We start from the raw sequence: 21,258 nt of genomic DNA, 5'->3' as shown, positions 1-21,258 counted from the left end.
ATTCCGAACCCGGAAGCTAAGCCTCACAGCGCCGATGGTACTGCAGGGGGGACCCTGTGGGAGAGTAGGACGCCGCCGAACAAATATTGAGAAAACCCCCGCACCTTTTGGTGCGGGGGTTTTCTGTTATATGAGGTGAAGAGGCCGGTGGCCCGGTACTACGGTGGCCCGCATGAGCACCACGATCAGTGATGACTATGTGGTCCGGGCGATCCGCGCCGACGAGTGGACCGCCGTGAAGCGGCTGCGGCTCGACGCGCTGCAGGACCCGATGGCTCCGCTCGCTTTCCTGGAGACGTACGACGAGGCCTCGGCCAAGCCGGACTCGTTCTGGCAGGAGCGGGCGGCCGGGGCCGCTGAGGGGGCCGCCGGCGCGCAGCAGTTCGTCGCGGTGGGGCCGGACGGCGAATGGGTCGGCACCCTCACTGTGCTCGTCGAGGTGCCCGGCACCAAGGACTGGGCCGGGCTCCCGGTGGAGCGGCGGCAGGGCCACGTCGTCGGCGTCTACATGCGGCCCGAGCACCGCGGATGCGGGTTCACCGAGGTGCTGTTCGACGAGGCCGTGCAGTGGGCGTGGGGGATTGGCGCGGAACGGGTGCGGCTCATGGTCCACGAGGACAACGGGCGAGCGCAGCGCTTCTACCGCAGGGCCGGGTTCGTACCGAGCGGGGTCACCGTGCCGTTCGTCAACGACGCGAGGCAACGGGAGCTGGAGTTCGTGCTCGGGCGGGACTGCGGTTCACACGGGTAGTTCCTGCTGTGGCCATCTGGTGCGGGCCTGTTCGCGGGAGCGGAGGAGGGCCAGGGTGGGGAGTCCCTGGGCCGGGCCCGTAGTCAGGAGGTCCGGCAGCTGGGGCAGGGGGGCCACCGCGGCGATGTCGTCCAGGACCAGGGTCAGTGGTGGGTCGAGCCGACCGGAGGATGACCGTTCGGCCATGCGCCGGCCGTGCTCGACCACGCTTGAGGTCAGGGCCGTGAGGAGCGGCATCGCTCCCGGATTCGTCTTCGGGTCCTCGATTGATTCACCGACCACATAAAGCGTGCCCCCTTCGTTCGTAAAGGAATCCAAGGTGAGGGCATCAGTTCGGTTTGGGGTGCAGGATTCGCGGACGTTGACCGTGAAGAGGGAGGAGAGGGCTCTGGCCGTCAATTCCTGGGCGATGTCCCGGCGTTCGGGGTGCGAGGTCAGGGCCGCTTCCAGTTCGCCCGCTGTGCCCGGTGCGGACTTGGGGTTCGTACGCAGTGCGCGTACCGCCTCCTGTACCTGGGTGCCCTGTGCCCAGCGGTGTACCTGCCGGAACTGGCGGCCGTCGACGGCGGCGGCGTGCAAGAAGCTTCGCAGTAGCGTTTCCGCGGTGTCTGCGACCGCGGCGTCCAGTTTGGACGCGGGGCGGACCGGGGCGAGGAGGGCGGCTGCTCGTTGGGCCGCGATTGCTTTGTCCTCGCAGCCGGTGCTGGGGGACCAGTGGAGGCGGGCCGGGGTGTCGCACAGGTGTGAGGGGTCGTAGAGGAGGACCGGGCCCAACTTTGCTCGGGCGTCCTTTGTTTCCGCCCACAGGGCCGGGTTTGAGGTGACTACCAGGGCTGCGCCCTCGGCGTCTCGTACGACCTGGGTGGCGGTTTGGTGCCTGGTTTCGGCGGGGCCGAACAGGATGGGGCCCCGGGGGGCGTGCGGTACGGGTTCCGGTGCGGGTTCCGCTGTGCCCACCCGTTCCGCCCCAGCGGAACGATTGCCCACAGCGGCGGAGGCGTCGCCCACAGCGGCGGAGGCGCTGGGCACAGCGGGGGTGGCGTGGGGTGCGGGTACCGGTTCCGGTGCGGGTTCCGCTGTGCCCACCCTCCCCCAAGCTTTCGGCTTCGCTCGAGCAGGGGGGACCCCCATCGCCCCAGCGGAACGATTGCCCACAGCGGGGGCTCGTCCCGCCTTCCAGCGCGCCACCACCCCCATCGCCGCCACCGTTACCACGACCAGGACCATCAGTTGGCCGATCAGTAGGCCCCAGAACAGGCCGTAGCCGGAGAGCTGTTGTGGTGGTGTGTTCGGCCAGGCGCCCGTTACGTCGTGTGGCTGGGCGATGAGGTGGCGCATGGCCAGTGGGGTGTGGGTGACCGTCACGTTCTGCGGCCAGGAGCCGTGGGCGAAGACGCCCGCCAGTCCCGTCGCCGACCACACCAGCAGTGTCATGCCCAGGAGGAAGAGGAGGACGCCGATCAGCAGGCCGTCAGGGATGCCGCGCTGCTCGGGACGGCCTCCCCGGCCGCCGGGGCCTCCCCCGTCCTCCCATCCCTCCCGGCCTCTCTCGCCGTACTGCTGTCCCGCGCCCACGTCATGCCACCGTGGAGTCGTTCATCTGTTTCATCTGCTGCTCCATGAACGCGGCCCGTTCCTCCGCCTCCAGTTCGGCTGCGCGCAGCGCGTCGTCGCCGGACAGGTCGGCCGACGACTCGGTCATCGCGCGGTCCGTGAAGACCAGCGGGCGTTCCATCTCCGTGACCAGGTGTTTGACGACCTGGACGTTGCCGTTGACGTCCCAGACCGCGATGCCGGGAGAGAGAGTCGGGATGATCTCTACCGCCCATCGCGGCAGGCCGAGCACCCGGCCCGTCGCCCGCGCCTCGTCGGCCTTCTGGGCGTAGACCGTCCGTGTCGACGCCATCTTCAGGATCGCCGCCGCCTCCTTGGCGGCCGCGCCGTCGACCACGTCGCTCAGGTGGTGCACGACCGCCACGAACGACAGGCCGAGCCGCCGCCCGAACTTCAGCAGCCGCTGGAAGAGTTGGGCCACGAAGGGCGAGGCGATGATGTGCCAGGCCTCTTCGACGAGGAAAATGCGCTTCTTTCGGTCCGGCCGGATCCAGGTGTGCTCCAGCCACACACCCACGATCGCCATCAGGATGGGCATGGCGATCGAGTTGCGGTCGATGTGGGACAGGTCGAAGACGATCAGCGGGGCGTCCAGGTCGATCCCGACCGTCGTCGGGCCGTCGAACATGCCCCGCAGGTCGCCGTCCACCAGCCGGTCCAGTACCAGGGCCACGTCCAGGCCCCACGCCCGTACGTCTTCTATGGCGACGTTCATCGCTTCGGCCGACTCCGGCTCGGGGTGGCGGAGCTGCTCGACGATGTCGGTGAGGACCGGCTGGCGCTCGACGATCGTCTCGTTGACGTAGGCGTGGGCGACCTTCAGCGCGAAGCCGGAGCGCTCGTCGAGGCCGTGCCCCATCGCGACCTCGATGATCGTCCTGAGCAGCGCGAGCTGCCCGGTCGTCGTGATCGACGGGTCCAGGGGATTCAGGCGGATGCCGGTGTCCAGGGCCGCCATGGGGTCGAGCCGGATGGGAGTGATCCCCAGCTCCTGGGCGATGAGGTTCCATTCGCCCACGCCGTCCTCGCCCTGCGCGTCCAGCACCACGACCTGCCGGTCGCGGAACCTGAGCTGGCGAAGGACGTACGTCTTCTCCAGCGCGGACTTGCCGTTGCCCGACTCGCCGAGCACCAGCCAGTGCGGGGCCGGCAGCTGCTGCCCGTACAGCTGGAAGGGGTCGTAGATGTAGCCCTTTCCCGAGTAGACCTCGCGGCCGATGATCACGCCCGAGTCGCCGAGGCCGGGCGCGGCCGTCGGCAGGTAGACCGCCTGGGCCTGCCCGGTCGACGTGCGGACGGGCAGGCGGGTCGTCTCGACCTTCCCGAAGAGGAAGGACGTGAAGGCGTCGGTGAGGACGGACAGCGGATCCCGCATGAGTTCAGCCCTACCTTCGGATGCCGGTCGCGAACGGGAGCGTGTTGACGAAGGCCCTGTGGTGCTCGCGGTCGCACCACTCCAGCTTCAGATACGACTTCCCGGCCGAGGCCCGGATGGTCCGCTTGTCGCGCGCCAGCGCCTCCGGCGTGCGGGCGGACACGGTGATGTAGCCGACGAGGTTCACGCCCGCCGCTCCGCTCGCCAGGTCCTCGCCGCGCTGGTCGAGGCGGGAGTGGGCGGCGATGTCGCGCGGGTCCACGGTCCGGTTCATCTTGGCGGCGCGGCTGGCCTCCGCCTCGTCGTTCGTCTTCTCGGTCAGCATCCGCTCGATGGCCACCTCCGTGGGCTCCAGGTCCATCGTCACCGCCACGGTCCGGATCACGTCCGGGGTGTGGACGAGCAGCGGCGCCAGGAAGTTGACGCCCACCGGTGTCATCGGCCACTCCTTGACCCACGCCGTGGCATGGCACCAGGGCGCGCGGCTCGCCGACTCCCGCGTCTTGGCCTGCAGATACGTCGGCTCCATCGCGTCCAGCTCGGCCGGCCAGGCGTTGCGTTTCGTCATCGCCTGGATGTGGTCGATCGGATGGTCCGGGTCGTACATGGAGTGGATGAGCGAGGCGAGCCGGCCCTGGCCGAGCGGCTGGCGCACGCGGATGTCGGCCTCCTGGAGCCGCGAGCAGATGTCGGTCAGCTCGCGCGCCATCACCACCGCGAGCCCGGCGTCCCGGTCGAGCCGCTTGCCGCCCTGTGGACGCGCGGCCCGCGCCATCGCCTGCGCCTCGGCGGCGAGTTCCCGGGTGTAGTGCATGCAGGCGACCAGGTAGGCTCGGTGCTGCTCGCTGCTCGTCGAGACCATGGACTGCAGCTGGTCGTACGACTGCTGCAGCCAGCCCGGCGCCCGCTCGTCGCCGCGCACCGCGACGTCCTTGGCGTGCGCGTCCGGGTCGGCGGGCAGCGTACGGGCGAGCATCTGCAGGCGCGTCACGAAGCCGTCGCCGTTCGCGACGTGCTTCAGCAGCGTCCCGAACCGGTCGACGAGCGCCTCCTGGTCCTCGCTGTCCCGCAGCCCCACGCCCGGGCCCTCGATCTCGATGGCGGCCGTGACCGTACGGCGGTCCGCGTGCAGCAGTACGGCGATCTCGTCGGGCCCGAAGGGCGCGGCCAGCCAGCTGATACGGCCGATCCCGGGCGGCGGCCCGACCTCGATCTCACGGCCGTCCATACGCGTGCCGGCCTCCATGGACCCCGACCGGTAGGCGGTGCCCTGCCGCAGCGTGCGCTTGTACGAACGGTTGATCTCGAACCACTTGTAGAACGTGCGCCGCCGGTACGGGACGTAGACGGCCGCGAGCGCCAGCAGCGGGAAGCCCATCAGCAGCACGATCCGCATGCTGAGGACGGGGACGAGGAGTCCGCACATCATCCCGAGGAACGCGCCCGCGATGATCAGCGCGATCTCGCCTGTCTCCCGGTTCCGGCCGACGATCGCGTTCGGCCGGGCGCGGCCGATCAAATACGTACGGCGGGGCGTGACCGGATGGGACAGATGGGACTCGGTCGTCAACGCCCTTCACCTCCCGTGCGGTTGGTACGTCCGGCGCTGTTGGCAGCGGATCCGGCGGTGCGGGCGTTGCTTGCGTGCGGGGTGTTTACCGGGCTGGTACGGGGCGGGGGTGCGGCGGAGGGGACAGATCCGCCGCCGCCCGTACCGGTGGCCGCCCCACGTGTGCTGTGTGCGGCCACTCCTCCACTCGCCGGGTTCGCCGGCCGCGGCTGGCTGCCGCCGCCGTCGTCCGCCCGGCCGCGGGCGCTGTGGGTCTTGATGCCCTGGGACACAAGGGCGGCAGGGGAGCTGATGACAGCGGCCGCCTTGTTCTCGGCACCTTGCATGATGCGGTTGTTGCGCGAGTTCGCGATCTCGTCGCCGAAGCCCGGTACGAACCGGTAGATCATGGCGCTCGCGAAGATGGCGAGCAGGATGATGGCGAGGCCGGACACGACCGCCGCGAGCGAGTCCGGACCGTCGGACGTGGTCAGTGCTCCCGCGAGCCCCAGCACGATGACGATCACGGGCTTCACCAGGATCACCGCGATCATGATGCCGGCCCAACGGCGGACATGGCCCCAGAGGTTCTTGTCGACGAGCCCGGCGTAGACAACGACGCCGAGCAAGGCACCGACGTACAGGAGCACGGCCCGCAGGTACAGCTCCAGATAGAGCACGCCGGCGGCGAGGATGGAGATGAGCGACACCAGGATCAGCATGATCGGGCCGCCACCGATGTCGGTGCCCTTGCTGAGGGCGCTGGAGAAAGTCCCGAAAAACGTGTCCGTCTGGTCGCCGGTGGCCTTGGCCAGCACGTCGCTGACGCCGTCGGTCGCGGAGACGACGGTGTAGAGGATCAGTGGCGTGAACGCGGACGACAGGACTGTGAGCCAGAGGAAGCCGACGGCTTCGGTCACGGCGGTGGTGAACGGCACGCCCCGCACGGCACGCTTCGCCACCGCCAGCAGCCACAGGACCAGGGTCAGGATGCTCGACGCCGCGAAGACGATGGCGTACTGCTGCAGGAACTTCTGGTTCGTGAAGTCGACGTTGGCCGTGTCCTTGACGGCGTCGGACAGCACTTTGACGGTCCAGGAGGCGGCGTCGGCACAGCCCTTGGCGAGGGAGGAGAGGGGGTCGAGGGTGGAGGTCAGGGGGTCGGTGGTGGGGCTGCCGCCTCCGCCGGAGCCGCCGTCGCGTTCGCAGTAGTCCCTGGCCGGCCCTCGGATGAGGTCGCAGGGGTCGTCACTGGGCTCGGGAGTCGGCGCGGCGAAGGCCCGGGTGGCCAACAGCAGCGTGGCTGTCTGCACCGTTGCCACGATGGCGGCGAGTGAGAGGGCGAGGCGGCGCTTGTCAGCGGGCATACGTGAACCCTCCGTACTCCTCGACGGCCTTTGCCATATCGTCGGCGGTGGAGGCGGTCTGGTCGCGCCCCACGGGGACGGGGCCGTCCTTCTGCTGGAAGTCGGTCACTTTCCAGTCGCCTTTGATCCACCGCAGCTGATACGTGGTCGTGTACCAGCTCTCAGCGACCGGGTTCGTGGTGGTCTCGCCCGCGAGGCCGAAGAGGGACGTGTACCAGACGTCGACGGTGGCGGTGTTGCTGCTGTAGCTCTTGACCTTGGTGCCCGCAGGAATGACCCGGGAGACGAAGGTCGTGCCGGTCGGCGCAGTTCCGTCTTTGTTCAGGCCGATGTTGGTCAGGAACTTCTCGCTGGAGTACGCCGCGTCGAGGGCCGACTGACGCTTGGTCGCAACGTCGGGTGCGTACACAGCATTGACGATCTCGTGCCGCCGCTGCTTGTCAAACATGTCGGCCGAGCCGAGTGCCACCGAATAATTGGCCGCCGCACTCTGCGCCCCCTCCCGATCTCGCCCAAACCCCGAAGGAATCCCTTCATCCTTGGCGCTGACCGGCTTCTGCCCGGACGCGGCCGTGGGGGCCGCGTCCGCTCTCGCCTCGCCCTCCGCAGAGGAATCGTCCCCGCCACGGTTCGCGAAAGCGATCGCTGCGATCAGGAGGACCACCACGCCGACGACCGTGACGAGGCTCCGTGAGGAGGAGCGGCCGGGGCGTCGCGCGCCGCCGTAGACGTCGCCGCGCCGTTCAGGGAGCCGGGTCCGGGTCTGGCCCGAGCCGCCGAAGTCGTCGTCCGTGCGCCCGGAGCGTCCGAAGTCGTCGTAATGGTGCTCGTCGCCGAGACTCATGCCGCGTAAGCCCCCTCAAGCTCGTGCAGAACCGCGTAGTACGACGGTAGCCCTGCCGGTCGCCGCGCGGACGCGGTGTGGTGACTCGACATCAGCAATGACAGGGACATCTGGGACATCTGGGGAACGCAACCTCAGCCGGTGGGCGCGACGGACGGGTGGGCTAGGAGGAGGGAGCCGGGCGCACCCGGACGACTGACGGAGCGTTGGGGGCCGCGGTGCCGGACGGGCCGGCCGCGGCCGCAGCTAGACGGCCATGCCGTACACGATGGTGAAGAGCGTGCCCAGCGAGCCGATGATGAAGACACCGGTCAGGCCCGCGATGATGAGGCCCTTGCCCTGTTCCGCGCTGAAGGTGTCGCGCAGGGCCGTGGCGCCGATTCTCTGCTTGGCAGCGCCCCAGATCGCGATGCCCAGGCAGAGCAGGATCGCGACCGCCATCACGACCTCGACCATCACCCGCGCTTCGTTGCCCAGGCTCCCGAAGGGCCCCCAGTCCGGGGCGATCCCGCCGATGATGGTGGTGATGTCGCCCTTTTCGGCTGCCATAAGCATGTAACTCACCGCCCCTAATGGGTTGTTCCGTACGCCCCCTGCCAGTGCGCGCAGAGGTCAGGCCTCATTCTTGCCGACGATGGCCCTGTCGGATGTCGACTTGGCGCCATTGATTGGCGGGTTTCGTACGGATCTCCGGCTGCCGGCCCGCGCGAGCCCCTCGCGGGGGCGTGGGGCGGTATACGAAGGTACGTATGGTCACTCTGTGTATCACGAGGGGTGACCTCGGGCAATGATGGCCAGGCGTGACACCTCGTCATGCGCCGGGCGCCCCTGGGGCGTCCAGGGGCGCAAGGAGGCAAGGTGGCGCGGGCCGCGCGGGCGGCACGGCACTGAGGGTGCGTCAGGTCTCCAGCGGTGCGGTGTCGGACGGCAGGCCGATTCCGCTCTCGACGACGTACGTGCACTGCGTGTAGGTGTAGCCGGGCTGGATCTTGCTTCCGTCGGCGTAGTTCTGCGCGTAGTCGCTGTCGCCGTCATCCGAGTACTTGACGAGGAAGTGGTAGTCGCCGGAGGGCAGGCTGAGCGTGGTCTTCGGGTACTTCACGCTGCTGTCCTTGCAGGCCGACAGGCTTCCCGCCGCGTAGCTGGAGTACGTCTTGCACTTCCCGCAGGCCTTGAGGTGGAGCGTCCCGGTGACGGGACCTGTGTAGAGGATCTCGACCGCGCTCGGGGCGTCGTTGCTGAACTCCACCGGCATACGGGCCCCGCCGGGGCTGCCGGACGGCGGCAGCTTCTTGCCCGCTGCCGGGCGCTCCGCGGCGATCTCGGCCGCGATGGCGATCTGCCGCGCCCGCTTCGCCTTCTTGTTCCCCTTGTACGTGTCGGCGAAGTCGTACAGCGTCTTGCTCGCGTCCTCGAACTCGCCGTCCTCGAACTCGTCCACACCGCACGCGTAGACGCCGGACTCGACCGCGCTGTCGGCGTCCTTGCGCAGGCCGTCGCCCGGATCGTCCGGGAGCCCGTCCGCCGTCTCGCCGATCTGGCGCAGCGCCTCGGTGACCGTGCAGGGTTCGTCCCCGTCCAGTGCCGAGGAGCGTTCTTCGATCTCGTCGCGCACGGCCGGCCCGACCTTCCCGGCCTGCTCGGACTCGGGGAACGTCCGCAGCAGCTCGCCGAGGTCGCCGCCGTTCGAGCCCGAACCCGCGCCGAGGCGGGAGACCCCGCACTCGTAGAGCGAGGTGGCCAGTCGGTCGTCGGGCCAGCCGGCCAGGGAGCCGAGCCGGTCCTTGCCCATGCTCTTCGGCAGCGTCCGCAGATACGTCAGCGGCTCGACGGCGTCGCAGTACTCCTTCTTGCCGTACGGGGTCGCGACGGCCTCGTAGTACGTCTTCAGGCGGTCCGGTACGAGCTTCGCCGCCCGCGAGTCCGGGTGGTCGTCGCCGAGCGCGCGATACGCGGACAGCGCCGACCGGTAGTCCTTCTCGGCGGCGGAGAAGTCCTTCTCGGACGCCGCGGCGACCAGCTTGTCGGTCTTGGCCAGCCGGTCCAGCAGCATCTGCTCGACGGCCTCGTCGTGCGCCCTGTCGTACGCCACCGCGCCGCCCGCCGGTACGGCGAGGAGGACCAGGCCGAGTACGGCCGCGATGGGGGCGCTGAGAGCCGGGCGCAGGCGCGTACGGAGCGCGCTGCGCGCCCCGTCGGCCGCGGCGAGCACCACGACCACGACGTACGCGACCAGGGCCCCGCCCGGTACGCCCTCGACGTCCGCCGGCAGCGCGACCAGCAGCAGGACGGCCGTCGCCACCCAGCATGCGGCCGCCGACAGCCAGCGGCCCAGCAGCACGTAGCCCAGGCCGAGGCCGGTCAGGTTGAGCAGGCCCACCGCGACGGCCCGCCACGGTTCCGCCTCCGCGGGCGGCATCCCCACGGTCGGCGGCTGCTGCGGCGGTGGCGGTACGGTCCATCCTGCGTTGCCGCCGTCGTACGGTCCCCAAGCCCCCATTTTCGGCTCCCCCCAGCCGTCTTTATTTGCCCCCTACGATCCGCCGAGACGGGGGGTCCGTCAATCGGTTACGGCGTCCTCCACGAAGTGGTCGAACTCGCCTGCCTGTACGCCGAGTACGAACGCGTCCCACTTCTTCTGCGTCGTCGTCACCACGTTGTCCGGGGCGCTGGTCTCCCGGATGTAGACCGCGTCGTCCTCGCCGAAGGCGATCTCGATCCAGGGGCCGGGGCCGATGGCGTCCTCCGGGGCGGCCCGGACCCAGTCGAGGTTCGGGGGGATGTCAGCCACGGGTTCGGGTCTCCTTCAGTTTGAGGGTGCGGATGAGGGCGCCGAAGGCGTGGGGGTCGGTGGCGAGTATGGCTCGGGTGGGGTCGCTGCTTTCGGTTATATGGACCGCTCCTGCGCTTGCGGCGACGTGTACGCAGGAGTTGCCCTGTGCGCAGTACGACGACTTCTGCCAAGTAAGCTTGGGCATCCTGGTTCCCTCACAGGTCCTGAACGACTTTGTGGATGAAGTCCCGCGATTCCTTGGGTGACAGTGCCGTGGTCTCCATGCGGTCGAGTAGGACGCGGTACTTGTCGAGCTGGGCCTCGGCATCGAGGAAGACGGGGCCGTGGGACTGGTCGAGGTTCACGGTGTCCAATTGCGGCACCGAGCCTTTGGCGTAGTAGATCGATTGTCCTGAGCCGGGGAAGGTTCCGGCACTGAACGGGATGACGTGGATCGTGATGTGGTCCCGTTCGCTCATGTCCAGCAGGTGCTTGAGCTGCGTCCTGGTGACGGCAGGACCGCCGAACTGCATGCGCAGGGCGGCCTCGTGGACGATCGCCTGGTGCGGGGTCGGGTCGTCCCTGAAGAGCACGGCTTGCCGCTTGATCCTGAACGACACCCGGTGCTCGATGTCCGGGGGTGAGAGCTCGGGTACGTCCTGGCGGAAGATCTCCCGGGCGTAGTCAGTGGTCTGGATGAGCCCGGGGATGTGCACGGTGACGGCTGACCGCAACAACGTGGCATGGTGCTCGATCTCAGCGAGGTCCAGGAGCGCTGCGGGGAGGATCTCCCGGTACTCCTCCCACCAGCCGCGCTTGCGGCTGGCGGCCATCTCGGCGAGAGCTGCGACGAGCGCCTTGTCGGAGCAGTCGTAGTGGCAGGCCAGCGTATGAACCCGCTCAGGGCTGACACCGAGCCGTCCGGATTCCATGTTGCTGATCTGGTTCTGCTGCTTGACGCCCAGCAGTTGACTCGCCTGGGTGGAGGTCAGGCCTGCGCGTTCCCGAAGTTTACGCAGCTCGGTGCCCAGTCGGAGTTGGCGACCCGTCGGGTTGTTCCTCATGGGCGAGCCCGCCCTCCTTGTTCTGGCTGGTCACCCACATGGGTGGCAGTACCGGGCCTTTCGGCGAATCAGTTAAGAGCTTATCTCTGCTCGGGTACCTTCTTAACGGGCGCCCTAGCTCAGAAGTACCCCGCTCGACGGAGCGGCTGTGGTCACTGGGCAAATGTCCAACTGCCGTCCATCAACGGAGACTTCCAATGTCAACCGTATCCCCGCCCTGGACCTACACCCTCGAACTTCCTCATGACCCTCGCGCCCCGGGCGTAGCCCGTACAACCCTCCGCGCCGTCCTCGCCGTTCACGGCCTCGCCGAGCTCACCGCCACCGCGGAGCTGCTCGCCGCCGAGCTGCTCACCAACGCGTACCGCCACACGCAAGGGCCGTGCGCGCTCCGCCTCCGCTCGGCCGAGCCGGACCGGCTCAGGGTCGCCGTATGGGACTCGGACCCGACGATCCCGCCCGGTTTCGGCGGCCCGCCGGGGGCCCTCGGCGGCGTACCGCCCGAGGACGCGGAATGCGGCCGCGGCCTGCACCTCGTACGGGCCTGCGCGGACGCGTGGGGCGCGTACGTGCTGGCCGACGCGGCGAACGCCTGCGGCGGAAAGCTGCTGTGGGCCGAGTGCGGCCGCCATGCGGCTCGGCCACAGTCGGCCGAAACGGCCTTGAACGGGGCGCGGATGGGGGAAAGTTGATAGGTGCGCAAAGTCTGGGTGGTCTCGGGGATCGGGATCGGGCTGTGTCTGAGCTTCGTAGCGCTGCTCGTCGTCGGGACGTACATGGCGGCCGGGAGCCTGGCGAGCGGGCTCGCGGGCGGAGCCGTCGGGCTCGCGAAGGGTGCTGTGCCGGCCGCGTACCAGTCGCTGGTGCAGAAATGGGGCAACCTCTGCCGGGCCATCAATCCGGCGCTGCTGGCCGCGCAGTTGTACCAGGAGAGCGGATTCAACCCGAGCGCGAAGAGCCCGGCCGACGCACGCGGCATAGCGCAGTTCATCCCGGGCACGTGGGCCACCCACGGCGTCGACGGGGACGGCGACGGCGACCGGGACATCTGGGACCCGGCGGACGCGATCCCCTCCGCGGCCTCTTACGACTGCAAGCTGGCCTCGTATGTGAAGGACGCGCCGGGCGACCCGACCGAGAACATGCTCGCGGCGTACAACGCGGGTGCGTATGCCGTGATCAAGTACGGAGGGGTGCCGCCGTACCGCGAGACGCAGAACTATGTGAAGACGATCACGACGCTGGAGAAGAGTTTCGCCAGGCCCGTGGGGCGGGTCTCGCCGTCGCGGCAGGCGGCCGGGGCGATCTACTTCGCGCAGAAGAAGCTCGGGACGCCGTACCTGTGGGGCGGGGACGGCACCGCCGCCGAGGGCGGGCGCTTCGACTGCTCGGGCCTGACCAAGGCGGCGTACGAGACCGTGGGGATCAAGCTGCCGCGGGTCGCCAACGACCAGTACAACGCCGGGCCGCATCCCGCGCGGGACGAGCTGCTGCCGGGAGACCTCGTCTTCTTCTCGGACGACCTGACCAATTCGCGGGCCATCCGGCACGTGGGAATCTATGTGGGCGGCGGGTACATGATCGACGCGCCGAGGCCGGGCGCGGTGATCCGTTTCGACCCGATCGACACGCCCGACTATTTTGGTGCGACACGGGTCACGGAAGACGGCGCGAAGGCGCTGCCGACGCAGGCGCCAGAGGTGTGATTCAAGCCGTGATCCAAGCCGTGGCGTGGCTGGAAGTGTCCGTCGACACCGGCCCTGAGCTGCGAAGACGGGTCTCTCTTGGATAACGTCTGAGTGATCATTCCGTGGAAGATGGAACGGATGCGGTGGGAGTGTGCGTTCCTTTTCTGAAGCGGATCGACGACCACGGGGGTTGGTGGAGAGGCGTACGCAAGGGTGCGCCCGCAGGAAGGACGAAGGGGCCGCAGCACGATGGCTGGACTCGCTACATCCGGGTCGAACCCCGACGTCAGCCTGTTGTACGACATCAATGGCCTGGCCGACGACGCCCCGGGCTGGTTCGACCGGATCATGGAATTCATCGGTGAGTACGGGCTGCTGCTCGGCATGGTGCTGCTGGTGCTGTGGTGCTGGTGGACCATGCGGCGGCGGGCCGCGACGCTCGACGACGCGGCCAGTTCCCTGGCCGCGATCGTCTGGGCGCCGCTTGCCGCCGGGATCGCTGTCCTGATCAACATCCCGATCCGCGGGTTCGTCGAGCGGCCGCGGCCCTTCGTCGATCATGACGGGCTCGAGGTCCTCATCGACGGCAAGAACGACTTCTCGTTCGTGAGTGATCACGCGACGCTCGCCATGGCGATGGGCGTCGGGCTGTTCGTGGCCAACCGGAAGATCGGGATCGCCGGGATCGCTCTCGCGGTCCTCGAGGGGTTCTGCCGGGTCTACATGGGGGTCCACTACCCGACAGACGTGATCGGTGGGTTCGCGCTCGGCACAGCGGTCGCGCTGCTGCTGTCGCCGGTGGCGATGGCGTTGCTGACGCCTGTGGCGAAGGCTATGGGGGGCTCGGCGCGGGCTGGGTGGCTGGTGTGGGCGCGGGGGTCCCTGGGGGTTGCTGAGCCGGAGTCGGACTCGGGGTCGGGGGCTGAGCCGGGGTCGGGCTTGTCGGGTGGGGATTCCGAGCGGGATCTTGCGGCGTAGCCGCGGGTTTTCTTTGGGCGCGCTCGCTTTGGGTGTGCTGTCTGCGCTCTCTGCGTATCAGTGCGAGGCCGGCTGCGCCGGCTGCCGCTGCTAGCGCTGCGGAGGTCAGGGCCAGGGGGCCTGATTCAGGGTGGGGGGTGCCGTCCTTTTCCAGGACGGCGGCGGTTGTTGCTGCCAGTGTCAGAGTCGCTGCTGCTGCCGCGGTGCCGGTCGCTATTCGGGCCGCTGCTATTAGGGGTTTCCTTGCGGAGTCCATGTTCTTAGGGCACGCCAGTCGCCTGCGGCGGGCCAGTGGGGGCCCCGGTTGGGGGAGCCGTACGGGTTGGGGATGAGGCCGTACGGGGGACTGTGACGAGTCGGGTGGCCCGTCGTCGTGGTGCTACAGCGGTAGCGGCGGTGGTGCGCGTTCACCTTGTGCTTTGTCGTGTACAACCCTTTGTTCACCATGCGTGTCGTAGGTCACTGAAGCCTCGGTTCTCTGACGGGAGCATGACCTTGCGCGCACGTACCCTTGCCGTTGCTGTGGCTGCTGTTCTTGGCGTTGCCGGGCTTGGTGCCCCCGTTGCCGTCGCGGAGCCCTCCGGGCTGTGGGACGACTTCGATGGGGACGGGTATCGCGATCTCGCCATCGGCACGCCCAAGGCGAGCGGTGGCACGGTCACCGTTCTCTTCGGCTCGGCCTCCGGGGTCAGCCCCGCCCGCTCGGTGAACATCAGCCAGAACACCCCGGGCGTTCCCGGGACCTCGGAGTCCGTGGACCAGTTCGGCGAGAACGTGACCAGCGGTGACGTCGACGGCGACGGTTACGCGGACCTGATCGTCGGCGCGCCTTACGAGGAGATCACGGGCAAGCCGAGGGGCGCGGTCACCATTGTCTGGGGCGGAGCGAACCCGTTCACGTCCGGCGGCTCCATGCTCACCGCCCCGAGCGCCGAGGCCTTCCAGTTCGGGACGGGCACCGCCTTCGCCGATCTCGACGGGGACGGCACCGGCAATCTGGTCGTCGTCGGGGCCAACACCTTCTGGTGGTACGCCGACGGGAAGCCCACCCAGGACGGGGCGCTGGCGCCGGAGGTGGGGTTCCTGCCCGAGGGCGTACGCCTGGACGGCGTCGTCGCCGGCCACTTCTCCGGCACCGACGGCAGCGACTACGTCCTGCACGGCCAGCGCACGGACAGCACGGGCTCCGTCAGCGGCGGCTATGTCGGCCTGCTGCGCGGCGGTCCCGGCGACATCGGCTCCTCCTACTCGGTGCTGGCCGAAGGCGGCACCGCCGGCACCGCCTCCTGGGACCGGGCCGTCGCGGCGGGCGACATCAACGGCGACGGATACGACGACCTGGTCACCGGCAACACGGCGGTCGGCAAGGGCGGTTCGTTCACCGTGCGGTACGGCAAGGCGGCCGGACTGCCCGCCACGGGCACGACGTACACCCAGGCCAGCCCCGGTGTGCCGGGCACCGACGAGGACTACGACTCCTTCGGCGCCGCCGTCGCGGTGGGCGACGCGACCGGCGACGGCTACGCGGACGTCGCGGTCGGCGCCACGTACGAGACCGTGGACGGCCACCGCAGCGTCGGCAACATCGTGTTCCTCAAGGGCGGTTCCGGCGGACTGACCACGAGCGGTGCCCAGTCCTTCCACCAGGCCACGTCTGGCGTGCCGGGCGCCGCCGAGGCCGGCGACCACTTCGGCTCCTCGCTGCGGCTGCGCGACATCAACGGCAACGGCAGGGCGGATCTGGCGATCGGCGCGTTCGGCGAGGACGTGGTGTCCGGCGGGTACGACGACGGGGCCGCGTGGGTGCTGCGCGGCGCGACCTCGGGCCTGACGTCGACGTACGCGACCGCCTTCAACGCGACGGACTTCGGCTACCCGGTCGTCAAGGGCCGCAAGTTCGCGGATGTCTTCGCCCGCTGATCCACACCGGCTCACGCCGACTCCCTGAATACCACGAGGAGTTCCGACAACGATGCGCAACAGAATCCTCTCCGCGGCGGTGGTCTGCGCGGCGACCCTGCTGGGCGTGACCGCGCCCACCGCCGCTCAGGCCACCGAGGCCGCGGTGCCGGGTGACTTCAACGGCGACGGATACCCGGACCTGGCGGTGGGCGTGCCCTCCGCGCAGGTCGGCGACAAGGCCAAGGCCGGATACGTGAACGTCCTGTGGGGCGGTCCGGACGGCCCGGGCAAGTACGGCTCCGTACGGATCAGCCAGGCCACGAAGGGAGTGCCGGGCACCCCCGAGGCGGGTGACTTCTTCGGCTCCGCGGTCACCGCCGCGGACGTCGACGGCGACCGCTACGCCGACCTGGTCGTGGGCGCTTCCAGCGAGTCCCTCTCCTCGGACAAGTACGCCGAACACGGCACCGTCACCGTGCTGCGCGGCTCCGCCTCCGGCTTCACCAGCGGCGGCTACACGGTCGCGCGGGGCGTGAACGAGTTCTCCAGGATCGGCGCGACAGTCGCCGCCGGGGACGTGACCGGCGACGGCATCACCGATCTGGTGCTCAGCCGAAGCGACGAGGAGCACGGCGGCGCGGTGCTGCGTCCCGGCCCGCTCACCGCGGACTCCCCGGACACCCTGAGTGGGGAGATCACCGGGGCGGACTTCGGCGGCGTGAGCGCCCTGACCACTGGCGACTTCGACGGCGACGGCGACGACGACCTCGCGGTCTCCGTCTCGGCGACGGAGTCCAGATTCGTCCAGGTCTACAGCTGGCAGGACGGCGCCCCGGTGCGGCTGTGGAGCACCACGGCCTCCGCCGTCTCCCTCGCCGCCGGCGACTTCGACGCTGACGGCACGGACGACCTGGCACTCGGCTACTGCTACCCGAACTACGAGTCCGGCGACACCCCGGACTGCGCGGACTACTCCACGGGCCGTGCCGAGGTGTTCAAGGGCGGTCTTGTGAAGGTCGCGTACGGCTCGAAGTCCGACGGCTTCGGCGCCCGCACCCACGAGATCCACCAGGACACCCAGGGCATCGCCGGCACCGCCGAGTCCGAGGACCGCCTCGGCACCGCGGTCGCCGCGGGCGACATCGACGGCGACGGCTACGCCGACCTCGCGATCGGCGACGAGTACGAGGCGGTCGGCTCGCAGCAGAACGCGGGCATGGTGACCCTCGTACGCGGCACCGCCACAGGCCTGCTGACCTCCGCCGGTACGGCGATGAGCCTCGGCTTCACCCAGAACAGCAGCGGCGTCCCGGGCACCGCGGAGTGGGGCGACCGGTTCGGCGCCTCGGTCCGTCTGCAGGACTACGACGCCGACGGGTACGCGGACCTCGCGGCAGGCGCTCCCGGCGAGAACTCCGCCAAGGGCGGCGTCTGGCTCCTGCCGGGCACCGCGCAGGGCCCGACGGCGACGGGCTCCAGGGCCCTGACGCCGAAGAGCCTGGGGCTGCCGTCGTCGACGAGCGCGCTGCAGTACGGGCTGGTGATCGGGCGCGGCTAGGCGCCTCGCTGTAGCCCCCTGGCGCGGGCCTGGCGGGGGCTACAGCGCCTGGGGGTACGTGAAGAACCTGTCCGGGTCGTACTTGGTCTTCAGCTTGGCGAGGCGGGGAGCCGCCTCGCCGTAGTACGCCTTGCGCCAGCTGGTGAGGGTGGGGTCCGTGTAGTTCTGGTAGGCCGCTCCCGAGGCGTGCGGGGCCATGGAGCGGTGGGTGTCGGCGAGCCAGGAGCGGGCCGCCGCGCCCGAGGTGCCGGCGCGCCAGGCCGCGATGTACTGCGCGAGCATGCGCGAGCGGCGGTGGACGAAGGCGGTGGCCGTCGGGTCGACGCTGTTCACGGCGCCGCCGAGGGCGGTGAGGGCGATGCTGCCCGTGCCGCCGCTGACGGACCCGATCCGGTTCAGCAGCGTCTGAACACCGGCCGCGGAGATGGACCGGTCGAAGAAGTCCGACGCGGCGGCGTACGTCTCGCGGCCGAGCGCGCCCTGCTGGTTCCGGCCGGGCGTGGAGCCGGGGAGGTGGCACATCGCGTCTTCCGGGTATGCCGAGCAGCCGGCGTAGACCTCCATCGACTGCTCGTACGACCGGCGCTTCAGCGAGACGTTGCTCGCCGAGGCGCCGATCGCGGAGGCCAGCCGGTCGACGGCGTTCTGCAGCTCGCCGTAGGTGCCGAGGGAGAACGCGTTGACGGAGACGGTCGGGGTGCCGCCCGCGGAGTTCTCGAGATGGCAGGACGACCAGATCTCGTCGGGCTGGTCGGGACCCCACTCCTGCCATGCCGTCACGACGGCGGCGGCCCGCGACCAGGGCCAGGTCATGTAGGCGGTGACGGCCTGGGGCGCCGGGTGCGTACGGAAACGGAGCTCGGTGACGACGCCGAAGTTGCCGTTGCCGGCGCCGCGCAGGGCCCAGAAGAGGTCGCTGTTCTCCTTCTCGTTCGCGACGAGTTGTCTGCCGTCGGCGGTGATCAGCGTGGCCTGGGTGAGGCTGTCGCAGGTCAGGCCGTATGCGCGCGAGACGACGCCGTGGCCGCCGCCGAGGGTGAGGCCCGAGACGCCGACGGTGGGGCAGGAGCCGGCGGGGATCGTCACGCCCTTCGCCGCGAGCCCGCGATAGACGTCGATGAGTTTGGCGCCCGCGCCGATGACGGCCTCTCCGGCGGAGGCGCGGACCGTGGCGAGCTTCGACACGTCGAGGACGATGCGGCCGTCGCCCGATGACCAGCCGGCGTAGGAGTGGCCGCCGTTGCGGATGGCGACGCGGATCTTGTGGGCGCGGGCGTAGGCGAGGACTGTGCGGATGTCGTCGGCGTGGGCGACGTAGGCGACGGCGGCGGGCTTCAGGGTGTCGAAGCGGGTGTTGTAGAGCTGGCGGGCCGTTGCCCAGGCTGAGTCACCGGGCCGGACGAGCGGCCCGTCGAGGTCCTTGGCGAGCGCCTTCCAGTCTGCGTCCGCGGATCTTGTGGGCGCGGCGGAGGACGCCGTGGTCGTGTCCGTGGCCGCGGAGGCGTCGCCGTTGCTGCCGTCGCCGTTCGTGCCGCTGCATGCCGTGGCGGCTCCCGCGGTGAGCGCGGCCGGCACCGCCGTGATGAACGTACGCCGCAACATGTGCGCCCTCCCCGTGGTCTCTCTTGGAACGAGACGGGGCTTGAGCGCCGGGGGTTCCACGGCCGCGCCACGTGTTCAGGGGCACGTGTTCAGGGGGCCGTCCTGTGGGACTCCGCGTCGGTACGGGCCAGGCTGCGGGCTCTTCGGGCCGGGCCGCGCCAGCCACACGTGCAGTGCGCGACGCAGAAACGGCCTTTCTCGACCGTCGTCGTGCGGTGTTCGTCAGGTACGGGCTCGGCGGCCTGTTGCTGTTGCGCCACGGATATACGGTACCGAGCGCCCCTGTGAACCCGGCGCGTTCCGTGCACTCCAGGCGCGTGACGACCTTTCCTACCCGTCGTTAAGCGGAACGACAGGGGGTCCGACACGCACAGACAGGCTTGGGGGTCGGCAGGCGATGGTGGTGCAGCAGCACAGGAGGAGGGGCACGGTGTTCGCCGCGGCCGCCGCGGCGATGGGGTTGGTGTCCGGCGCCACCGGCTGTTCCGGCAGCGGAGCCGCCGCCGACAGCCAACACCCCGCCGATCCCGTCGACGCCATGCGCCAGGCCGCCGACATCCTGGTCCAGCAGGGCACCTCCAAGGCGCGTACGTCGATGGAGATGGCCACCGGGGGCACGCGTGTGACCATCCGTGGCGAGGGCGTCTACGACTACAGGGCGCGGCTGGGGCGGCTGAAGGTGGTGCTGCCGCAGGACCCGGCCGGGGTCGACAAGCACCGGCCGATCACCGAACTGCTCGCACCCGGCGCGCTGTATATGAAGAACCGGGGCGCGGGCGTGCCCGCGGACAAGTGGGTGCGCGTGGACACCACCACTCTGTCCGACGGCAATCTCGTCACCGGCGGGGCGACCGATCCGCTCGCCGCCGCCGAACTCCTGCGTGGTGCGCAGGATGTGAAGTATGTGGGGGAATCGGAGGTCGCCGGGACTCCCGTGCGGCACTACCGGGGCACCGCTGTTCTGGAGCGGGCCGCGAAGCGGGCGTCGGCCGGTCACCGTGCTGCGCTCAAGGCGGCGGCGAAAGGGTTCCCCAAGGGGGAGGTGCCGTTCGACGCGTACCTCGACGACCAGGGGCGGGTCCGCAAGGTCCGGCACCAGTTCAGCTTCGCCAACAACCGGGGCGAGGGCGGGAAGAAGAGCGACGTCGATGTGGCGTCGACCACGTTGCTGTACGACTTCGGGGCGCCTGTGCGTGTGGAACTGCCGGACGCGGAGGACATCTTCGCGGGGAAGATCGCCGAGGAGTAGGGGCCGGCGCGGCCTCGGTGCCCCGCCTCGGTGCCCCGCTCGGGCGGCTGCAAATGGTCCTTCCGTGCCATGCGCGGGGAGTAGGGCTCTCCCTACTCTTGGAAGTTGGTGACGGCGGGCGGCAGGAAGAGGTGATGAACGTGGCTCCGCTGTGCGGCGGTACGGCTGTTCAGGACCACGTTGCCCTTGCCGAGATCGAGTTGTGCGGGGAGCTCATCATTGCGGCGTCCGCTTCGCGGGAGGAGCGGCTTAGTTCTGACCGCATCGATGAGGTGTTGCGGGTCGCTGAGCGGGATTCTGACTTCGGGGCGTCTGAGTCAGGTCCGCAGTAGGCGGGCGATTGCCTTTGTGGCTTCTTCTACCTTTGCGTCGATTTCTTCGCCGCCCTTGAGGGCCGCGTCGGCCACGCAGTGGCGGAGGTGTTCCTCGAGGAGCTGGAGGGCGAAGGACTGCAGGGCCTTGGTGGACGCCGAGACCTGGGTGAGTATGTCGATGCAGTAGACGTCCTCGTCGACCATGCGCTGCAGGCCGCGGATCTGGCCCTCGATGCGGCGCAGGCGCTTGAGGTGCTCGTCCTTCTGCTTGTGGTAGCCGTGGATGCCGCGGTCGTGGTCCGTCACGATCTGGCCACTCGCGGCTGTCGCGTCCGTCACGGTGGGGGCGCCGGTGGCGGCGGTGGAGGCGGAGGGCGCTTCGCCGGTCGTCGCGTCGGCCTTGGCGGTCGTCATCGCGTCCTCCTGCTGGTCTGGCTTGTTCCATATACCCCTACTGGGTATATGGTACCGAATTTTCCTGGGTACTGAACGGTTGACGGGACCCCGTGCTGACCACTGTGCTTCATGGGCGACACTGGGAAACGCCGGTTCGCCGTGGCCGGATGATGCGCCTAGCATCACCCTGACCGACATCAGAGCACCGACCCGAAACCAAAGCACCCCGAGGAT

At 69.5% G+C, this 21,258-nt stretch carries 20 protein-coding genes and 1 rRNA gene; 9 read left to right on the top strand and 12 right to left on the bottom strand.

Translation table 11 applies throughout. The features are described 5' to 3' along the window. Positions 1-81, top strand: a 5S ribosomal RNA gene (gene rrf, locus ABT009_RS35935); the annotation flags it as partial. 91 nt (positions 82-172) lie between these two features. After that, positions 173-751 carry a GNAT family N-acetyltransferase gene (locus ABT009_RS35930; protein ID WP_351304882.1) on the top strand — a complete coding sequence of 193 codons (579 nt, stop codon included), beginning with the start codon at positions 173-175 and terminating at the stop codon, positions 749-751. On the opposite strand, the gene ABT009_RS35925 is transcribed toward ABT009_RS35930, so the two are convergent. The 10 genes from ABT009_RS35925 to ABT009_RS35880 all read right to left on the bottom strand — a co-directional run bounded on the left by ABT009_RS35925 (position 740) and on the right by ABT009_RS35880 (position 11,337). Beyond that, positions 740-2,230, bottom strand: a complete 1,491-nt coding sequence (locus ABT009_RS35925; protein WP_351304909.1) for a type IV secretory system conjugative DNA transfer family protein — start codon at positions 2,228-2,230, stop codon at positions 740-742. The two genes, ABT009_RS35930 and ABT009_RS35925, sit on opposite strands and share 12 nt — an antisense overlap. A gap of 97 nt (positions 2,231-2,327) precedes the next feature. Beyond that, on the bottom strand, positions 2,328-3,740 hold the full coding sequence (locus tag ABT009_RS35920) for an ATP-binding protein (protein WP_351304879.1): 1,413 nt from the start codon (positions 3,738-3,740) through the stop codon (positions 2,328-2,330). 10 nt (positions 3,741-3,750) lie between these two features. Beyond that, entirely contained in the window at positions 3,751-5,310 is a 1,560-nt protein-coding gene (locus ABT009_RS35915; RefSeq protein WP_351304876.1) for an SCO6880 family protein, read from the bottom strand. Then, entirely contained in the window at positions 5,307-6,656 is a 1,350-nt protein-coding gene (locus ABT009_RS35910; protein WP_351304873.1) for a hypothetical protein, read from the bottom strand. The genes ABT009_RS35915 and ABT009_RS35910 overlap by 4 nt, the downstream gene beginning before the upstream one ends. Beyond that, the gene (locus tag ABT009_RS35905) at positions 6,646-7,500 is read right to left on the bottom strand and encodes a DUF8175 domain-containg protein (protein ID WP_351304870.1); all 855 of its coding nucleotides are present in this window, start codon (positions 7,498-7,500) and stop codon (positions 6,646-6,648) included. The genes ABT009_RS35910 and ABT009_RS35905 overlap by 11 nt, the downstream gene beginning before the upstream one ends. Positions 7,501-7,746: 246 nt before the next feature. Continuing rightward, positions 7,747-8,055, bottom strand: a complete 309-nt coding sequence (locus tag ABT009_RS35900) for a DUF8827 family protein (protein WP_351304906.1) — start codon at positions 8,053-8,055, stop codon at positions 7,747-7,749. Positions 8,056-8,398: 343 nt separating this feature from the next. Further along, on the bottom strand, positions 8,399-10,000 hold the full coding sequence (locus ABT009_RS35895) for a hypothetical protein (protein WP_351304867.1): 1,602 nt from the start codon (positions 9,998-10,000) through the stop codon (positions 8,399-8,401). A gap of 60 nt (positions 10,001-10,060) precedes the next feature. Beyond that, positions 10,061-10,291, bottom strand: coding sequence for a DUF397 domain-containing protein (locus tag ABT009_RS35890; RefSeq protein WP_351304864.1), 231 nt, complete (start codon positions 10,289-10,291; stop codon positions 10,061-10,063). Next, positions 10,284-10,478, bottom strand: coding sequence for a DUF397 domain-containing protein (locus ABT009_RS35885; RefSeq protein WP_351304861.1), 195 nt, complete (start codon positions 10,476-10,478; stop codon positions 10,284-10,286). Before ABT009_RS35885 ends, ABT009_RS35890 begins: the two co-directional genes overlap by 8 nt. Positions 10,479-10,488: 10 nt before the next feature. Beyond that, positions 10,489-11,337: a helix-turn-helix domain-containing protein gene (locus ABT009_RS35880; protein ID WP_351304858.1), complete on the bottom strand. Its 849-nt coding sequence runs from the start codon at positions 11,335-11,337 to the stop codon at positions 10,489-10,491. Between the two features lie 197 nt (positions 11,338-11,534). Between ABT009_RS35880 and ABT009_RS35875 the strand changes: the two genes are divergently transcribed. The 5 genes from ABT009_RS35875 to ABT009_RS35855 all read left to right on the top strand — a co-directional run bounded on the left by ABT009_RS35875 (position 11,535) and on the right by ABT009_RS35855 (position 17,463). Beyond that, positions 11,535-12,029, top strand: coding sequence for an ATP-binding protein (locus tag ABT009_RS35875; RefSeq protein WP_351304855.1), 495 nt, complete (start codon positions 11,535-11,537; stop codon positions 12,027-12,029). A 3-nt stretch (positions 12,030-12,032) separates the two neighbouring features. Further along, a complete protein-coding gene (locus ABT009_RS35870) occupies positions 12,033-13,043 on the top strand; it encodes a bifunctional lytic transglycosylase/C40 family peptidase (protein ID WP_351304852.1) in 1,011 nt (336 codons plus the stop codon). A gap of 231 nt (positions 13,044-13,274) precedes the next feature. Beyond that, a complete protein-coding gene (locus tag ABT009_RS35865) occupies positions 13,275-14,003 on the top strand; it encodes a phosphatase PAP2 family protein (RefSeq protein WP_351304849.1) in 729 nt (242 codons plus the stop codon). Positions 14,004-14,525: 522 nt separating this feature from the next. Beyond that, positions 14,526-15,923, top strand: a complete 1,398-nt coding sequence (locus tag ABT009_RS35860) for an FG-GAP-like repeat-containing protein (RefSeq protein ID WP_351304846.1) — start codon at positions 14,526-14,528, stop codon at positions 15,921-15,923. A gap of 52 nt (positions 15,924-15,975) precedes the next feature. After that, positions 15,976-17,463, top strand: a complete 1,488-nt coding sequence (locus ABT009_RS35855; protein ID WP_351304843.1) for an FG-GAP-like repeat-containing protein — start codon at positions 15,976-15,978, stop codon at positions 17,461-17,463. 39 nt (positions 17,464-17,502) lie between these two features. Here the strand turns inward: ABT009_RS35855 and ABT009_RS35850 are convergent, their stop codons facing one another. Further along, entirely contained in the window at positions 17,503-19,065 is a 1,563-nt protein-coding gene (locus ABT009_RS35850) for an FAD-binding oxidoreductase (RefSeq protein WP_351304840.1), read from the bottom strand. Positions 19,066-19,462: 397 nt separating this feature from the next. On the opposite strand from ABT009_RS35850, the gene ABT009_RS35845 reads away from it, so the two are divergent. Together ABT009_RS35845 and ABT009_RS35840 are read left to right on the top strand one after the other, a co-directional pair. Further along, a complete protein-coding gene (locus tag ABT009_RS35845) occupies positions 19,463-20,314 on the top strand; it encodes an SCO4651 family lipoprotein (protein WP_351304837.1) in 852 nt (283 codons plus the stop codon). 134 nt (positions 20,315-20,448) lie between these two features. Then, positions 20,449-20,646, top strand: a complete 198-nt coding sequence (locus tag ABT009_RS35840; protein WP_351304834.1) for a hypothetical protein — start codon at positions 20,449-20,451, stop codon at positions 20,644-20,646. Here ABT009_RS35840 and ABT009_RS35835 read toward each other — a convergent pair. Beyond that, complete coding sequence (locus ABT009_RS35835; RefSeq protein WP_351304831.1) at positions 20,632-21,042, bottom strand: metal-sensitive transcriptional regulator; 411 nt, start codon at positions 21,040-21,042, stop codon at positions 20,632-20,634. The two genes, ABT009_RS35840 and ABT009_RS35835, sit on opposite strands and share 15 nt — an antisense overlap. Positions 21,043-21,258: the final 216 nt, after the last annotated feature.

Source organism: Streptomyces sp. NPDC002896, assembly GCF_040295225.1.
GTDB lineage: Bacteria > Actinomycetota > Actinomycetes > Streptomycetales > Streptomycetaceae > Streptomyces.
This window is presented reverse-complemented; position numbering and strand designations above follow the sequence as displayed.